Annotated in this window: 5 protein-coding genes, 1 tRNA gene and 2 pseudogenes; 5 read left to right on the forward strand and 3 right to left on the reverse strand. The window is 64.1% G+C overall.

The features are described from left to right. Positions 1–121: pseudogene (locus WCE35_RS16330) on the reverse strand (lipoyl(octanoyl) transferase LipB); the annotation flags it as partial. A gap of 61 nt (positions 122–182) precedes the next feature. Here WCE35_RS16330 and WCE35_RS16335 point away from each other — a divergent pair. The 3 genes from WCE35_RS16335 (at position 183) to WCE35_RS16345 (ending at position 1,444) form a co-directional block, all read left to right on the forward strand. Then, the gene (locus WCE35_RS16335; RefSeq protein WP_424594373.1) at positions 183–428 is read left to right on the forward strand and encodes a FliM/FliN family flagellar motor switch protein; all 246 of its coding nucleotides are present in this window, start codon (positions 183–185) and stop codon (positions 426–428) included. 92 nt (positions 429–520) lie between these two features. Then, positions 521–605, forward strand: a tRNA-Leu gene (locus WCE35_RS16340). 464 nt (positions 606–1,069) lie between these two features. After that, positions 1,070–1,444 carry a hypothetical protein gene (locus WCE35_RS16345; RefSeq protein ID WP_424594374.1) on the forward strand — a complete coding sequence of 125 codons (375 nt, stop codon included), beginning with the start codon at positions 1,070–1,072 and terminating at the stop codon, positions 1,442–1,444. Positions 1,445–1,476: 32 nt separating this feature from the next. Here the strand turns inward: WCE35_RS16345 and WCE35_RS16350 are convergent, their stop codons facing one another. Together WCE35_RS16350 and WCE35_RS16355 are read right to left on the reverse strand one after the other, a co-directional pair. Beyond that, on the reverse strand, positions 1,477–2,736 hold the full coding sequence (locus WCE35_RS16350; RefSeq protein WP_424594375.1) for a polysaccharide deacetylase family protein: 1,260 nt from the start codon (positions 2,734–2,736) through the stop codon (positions 1,477–1,479). A gap of 170 nt (positions 2,737–2,906) precedes the next feature. Further along, on the reverse strand, positions 2,907–3,686 hold the full coding sequence (locus WCE35_RS16355; RefSeq protein WP_424594376.1) for a polysaccharide deacetylase family protein: 780 nt from the start codon (positions 3,684–3,686) through the stop codon (positions 2,907–2,909). A 124-nt stretch (positions 3,687–3,810) separates the two neighbouring features. Between WCE35_RS16355 and mgtE the strand changes: the two genes are divergently transcribed. Then, entirely contained in the window at positions 3,811–5,223 is a 1,413-nt protein-coding gene (mgtE, locus tag WCE35_RS16360; RefSeq protein WP_424594377.1) for a magnesium transporter, read from the forward strand. A 67-nt stretch (positions 5,224–5,290) separates the two neighbouring features. Beyond that, positions 5,291–5,405 (forward strand): annotated as a pseudogene (locus tag WCE35_RS16365) (helix-turn-helix domain-containing protein); the annotation flags it as partial.

Genomic DNA, 5,405 nt, shown 5'->3' on the forward strand with positions numbered 1-5,405 from the left:
CCCGCGTCGCCATGACCGCCAAGGCTTCGGGGTAGGGGACCGGCGCGTCCGCGATCCGCCATTCGACGCCGGCCGGGCGCGCGAAACTCGTCAAATCAAGGCTTTGGCGGTCATTAACCATTGGCTAACCATAACGTGGTCAGGTGCAACCACCTAATTAGTCCCGGTTCGGCGGTTTCGAAGTGACCACCCTCGATAAAGTCAGCGTCGATCTCATGGTGGTGCTCGGCACCACCACAATGCCTATCCACCAGGTCATGCGGCTGTCCCGCGGCGCCATCATCGAACTGGACGCCACCGAGGCGGACGAGGTCAAGATCCTCGCCAACAACCTGCCGGTTGCAAGCGGCGTGGTACTGGTCGATCGCAACCGCATCGCGGTCGAAGTCAAGCAAATGCTGCCTAAATCCCCCGGAGTCCGCAGCTAATTCGGTGGCTGAACCGCCTTGTCCCTGCATGGCTGATTTGTTACATCGGCGCCGTTGATCCGGCAGGCCGAAGGCCAGAGCCGGGATCCTAGGCGCTCGTGGCGGAATTGGTAGACGCGCTGCCTTGAGGTGGCAGTGAGTAAAATCGTGGGGGTTCGAGTCCCTCCGAGCGCACCATCTAAAAAGATCAGCTTTGAAACTCTTAAGGGTTTTCACTCTGACGCTACCACCTTTCATGCGCGTGACATTGGACTGAGTACACGGAGTGCCAATGCATTCCACGCTGAACCTGAAGCAAACCGATCCGCACGACGACGTTCTGGTCGCGCGCGGATGAAGAGCTTTCCAGCTTGGCGCACGACGCCAGACCGTGTCCCGTGGCGTGGTGTAGCTGAGAGCGGGTCACCACGTTCGCAAGCCGCAGCAGCTCCCGCGTTGCCGCGGACCGCCGCCTGGACGACCGATTCCGCGACGGAAAGTGCATGTTGGCTGCAACGTTGCGGCAGCAATTTTTTGGCACCGGAACCGGCCGATGCGTTTCCGCAACCAGGTTCGCGTATGTTGCGAATCTGGAGCGATTCCCGCCTGGTGACCTGTTTCGGCGGATTTCGCGCGACGAAACATCATCCGAAGGCACGCGCATGAAGTTCCTGAGCTACGCCTATCGCTTCATCTCCAACTTCGTTTTCCTGTCGCTGGTGTATTTCAGCCTGAACTTCCTGGAAAAATATTCGCACCGCGCGATCGTGGCCGTGCTCGTACTGGTCTACGCCGCGATGCATGCCGCCTCGGCGCTGCGGTCGTTTCATTTCTTCCAGCGCATCGAGCGGCTTGAACTGGAGGCGCGCCGGCTGGCCGCGGCGGCCGCCGAGGGCCCCGATGCCACGTCGGTGCGCAAGCAAATTGTCAGCGACGTCGCCGAACTCCGCCACGCCGGCGAGATGAAGGCGTATATCGACCTGCTGTTTCTGGCGCTCGTCATCCTGCTGTGCATCGCCAAGATCGTGACGGGCTGATTTCGGCGCCTTTTCGGTCGGCTCGACAGGTTCTAGCGTTTCTTCAGGCTGGCAACCCGGACCGAACGCCCGTTTCTCTTTGGTTGCGCGGCCTGTTTGGGCGTCCCTGTTTCGGCCTGGCTCGCGTGCGGGTTTTGGTACGCGGCATGTCCGGCACGCTTTGACCGGTGCGCCACGGCCGCGCGCGATCTGGCTGCGGACCGCCTGACCAGGTTTTCAGCTTCCCTTGGCGTATCCCCTTCAAGTTGATGCGCCGACGTGGTGGCCAGCAGGGTGGCCTCCGTCGCTTCCGGAATCTGGAAAATGCTGGCATCCGGAATCGGCAGCGCAACCGCGCCATCACCTTGTGCGAACTGCAATCGGGGCCAAGGAGCTTCCCGCGGCATCGGAATGCCGTGTGAGCGCCGTGGGCGATCGGCCAGCCCCGGTTTACGCCAATCCAGATCGGTCAGCGCCGGCGCCGGGAGCGCTTCGGTCTCGGAGAAAACAAAACCGGGAACTTTCGGCCAGCGCGAAACCGCGACCGTCTCGGGTGCCGGGTGCAATTGCCATTGCCACGGCTCGCTCGGCGTCGCCGGGCGTTCCGATGTCGCCGGCACCACATGAACGATGCGATAGCCGCGTGCCTTCAGCTCATGCAGGATTTTCGGCAGTGCCGCGACCGTTCGCGGCTGAATGTCGTGCAGCAGCAGAATGCCTTTCCCCTTGGCTTCCAGGCGCCGGATCGCGAGATCATAGACGCGCGAGGGAGAGACGTGTCGCCAGTCGTCGGCGGGGAAATCGGCGCTCCAGACCTGCAGGCCCCGCGACGCCGCGTGGGCCTCGATCCCCTCGGCGCGGGCAAGACCCGGGATGCGGAAAAACGGGGCCGGCGCGCTGCCATCGCCAAGCGCGGCCGTTACCGACGCAATGCCGTCGTCAATCTCCTTGCTGGCGCGGTCGATCGGCAGCCGGTGCATGCCGGTCGGATGGCTCTGGGTGTGGGTCGCAACGGTGTGGCCGGCGTCGCGGACCTTGCGCACGCCTTCGGGGTTGGCATTGGCCTGACGTCCGACCAGGAAGAAGGTTGCCTTGACGCATTGCGCAGCGAGAATTTCCAGAACCTGATTGCTGTAGCGGGGTAGCGGGCCGTCGTCGAAGGTCAGCACGACCTCGTGATCGGCGAGCGGCAGCGTCTTCGCATATTGCATGGTGCCGATCCGGGGATGCTGGCGGGGGTCGACCACCAGTGTCCGCGAAGTACCGAGCGCGTCGGGATGGCCGGGACAATCGGCGGCCGACGCCGTCTGCACGGCGGCGCAGATCAGAAGCGCCGCGCCCAAAGCGGTCCATGACCGCTTCCGCCAATCCAAAGATACGCTAGCGATCATACAACACTACTGCGTTCCGGGTGAGCCGCGAAATCACTACATCGGCGTCATGAATGCCGCCTTAACCGACTCAATACCACAAGAATCTCGATCTATTGCGTCTGCACCGTGGCGGGGTTGTCGGCCGCTGGGACCAGATGAACCACCCGATAGTGGTTATCGCGCAGATATCGCAGAAAAGCCGGAAGCATGACCGCGGTTTGCGCCCTGGAATCGTGCAGCAGGATGATCCCCTTGCCGGCGAGGTTGAGCCGGTCGGTCAGCAGCTTCAGTTGCTGTTCCGGCGTCATCGGGTTCCAGTCGCTGGCCCAGAGATCGGCACCGAACACCGCGATGCCGCGTGATTGCAGCTTTTCAAGCGTCTTTGGCGCCATTTCAAAGTAGGGAAAGCGAAAGAACGGCGTCGTCGGGGTCGAGGTCGCGATCCCGTGAAGCGCCGTTTCAACCGCGGCGATGCCCTTGTCGATCTCGCCATCGGCTGCGTCCGGCTTCAGGTATTTGAGATTGTGATGGGTCCAGGTGTGGTGGCCCACGGTATGGCCGAGGGCCGCGATCCTGCGTACCAGTTCGGGGTGTTCGGAAGCCGGCTTCCCGATCATGAAGAAGGTGGCGTGCACGCATTGATGTTCCAGTGCTGCCAGCACCTTTTGGGTGGTCGCCGGCCATGGGCCATCGTCGAAGGTCAGCACGACCTCGTGATCCACCAGCGGCAGCGTCTGCGGAAAGCTTTTCAGGCCAACGCGCGGATAGGCCGCGGGATCGACCGCGAGAACGCGTGAGGTGCCAAGCGCGTCCTCGCGCGGGCATTGGCTGGCCTGCGCCGCCGCCATCCCCGCGACCGAGGCGAGAGCGGCTGCGCCCAGCGTCTTCATGAAATTCCCTGCCATCTGTGTTGGCACATCTTTCCCGTTGCGCCGGCCGTTGCGGATTGGGTAATGCCTGCAGCAATAGCTCAGACGAGTTCTCCAGTTCTGTCAAATTGGCGAGGCGCGCGGCATGGCCGAAAACATCGAAATTGCCCATCCCGCCGCGCTCGACCGCGAGCCGATGCGGGACCAGGAGGGCCGGCTCCGTCACGAATTTGTCGAAGAAATCACGCGCGCCATTGATGCCGCCGATCGGCCGCACTTGCGCGAGGTCGTCGCGGAACTGCACGAGGCCGATCTCGGCGACCTGATCGCGGCACTGGAGCCTGACGACCGCGTCAAGCTCGTCGAACTCACGGGCGCGGATTTCGACTTCTCGGCGCTCAACGAGGTCGACGACGCCGTCCGCGAAGAAATCCTCGAGGAACTCAAACCGGAGACGGTGGCGGAGGGTGTCCGCGAGCTGCAATCCGACGACGCCGTCGAATTGCTCGAGGGCCTCGACGAGGAGGACAAGGAGGAAATCCTCGAAAAGCTGCCGCCGTCGGAGCGCGATGCACTGGAGCGCAGCCTGCTGTATCCGGAAAGTTCCGCCGGCCGGCGGATGCAGTCGGAGTTCATCGCGGTGCCGCCGGACTGGACCGTGGGGCAGGCGATCGACTACATGCGCGAGACGCCGGACCTGCCGGAGCGGTTCTACGAAATCTACGCAGTCGATGACAAGAAACACTGGCAGGGCGCGGTGCCATTGGACGTGCTGCTGCGCGCGCGCCGGCCGGTGCCGCTCGCCGACCTGATCGATGCGGACCGCCGCCGCGTCTCGGTGCTGGACGACCTGGAAGAGGTCGCGCGGCTGTTCGGCAAGTATAATCTGGTGGCCGCGCCGGTGGTCGATACCGCCAACCGGCTGGTTGGCGTCATCACCATCGACGACGTCCTCGACGTGATCGAGGAGGAGGCGGACGAGGAGATCAAGGCGCTCGGCGGCGTCACCCGCGACGAGCAATTGTCCGACAGCGTCTGGACCATCGCGCGCGGCCGCTTCAACTGGCTGCTGGTCAATCTCGCCACCGCATTCCTGGCCTCCTCGGTGCTCGGCCTGTTCGAAGGCCAGCTCGAGAAGATGGTGGCGCTGGCGGTGCTGGCGCCGATCGTGGCGAGCCAGGGCGGCAATGCCGCGACCCAGACCATGACGGTCGCGGTCCGGGCGCTGGCGACCCGCGAGCTCGGTTCGAGCAACGCGTTTCGCGTGGTGATGCGCGAGGCCATGGTCGGCCTCGTCAACGGCCTCGCCTTTGCCGTCATCACCGGCATCGCGGCGGTGGCCTGGTTCAGGATCCCGGGCCTCGGCGTGGTGATCGGCCTCGCGATCGTGTGCAACCTCGTCGCCGGCGCGCTCGGCGGCATCCTGATCCCGATGGTGCTGGAGCGGGTGCGGGCCGATCCGGCGGTCGCCTCCGGCACCTTCGTCACCACGATCACCGACGTGGTCGGCTTCTTCGCGTTCCTCGGCATCGCCACGCTGTGGTTCGGGCTGAAATAGCGGTGACCTTATCGTTAATCGGACCTTAACGCGGATCGCTGATAATTGCCGGGCTCGGAGGGCCATCATGCAGCGGTTGCGGCTGAAAGCGGACGGACGGATCGTCGAACTGCGCGACGGGCGGGAGTTTCCGCTCGCGCCGGCGATGCCCGGTGTCGCGCTTGCGACCCCCGCGGCGATGC

This window comes from Bradyrhizobium sp., from assembly GCF_049691595.1.
Classification (GTDB): domain Bacteria; phylum Pseudomonadota; class Alphaproteobacteria; order Rhizobiales; family Xanthobacteraceae; genus Bradyrhizobium.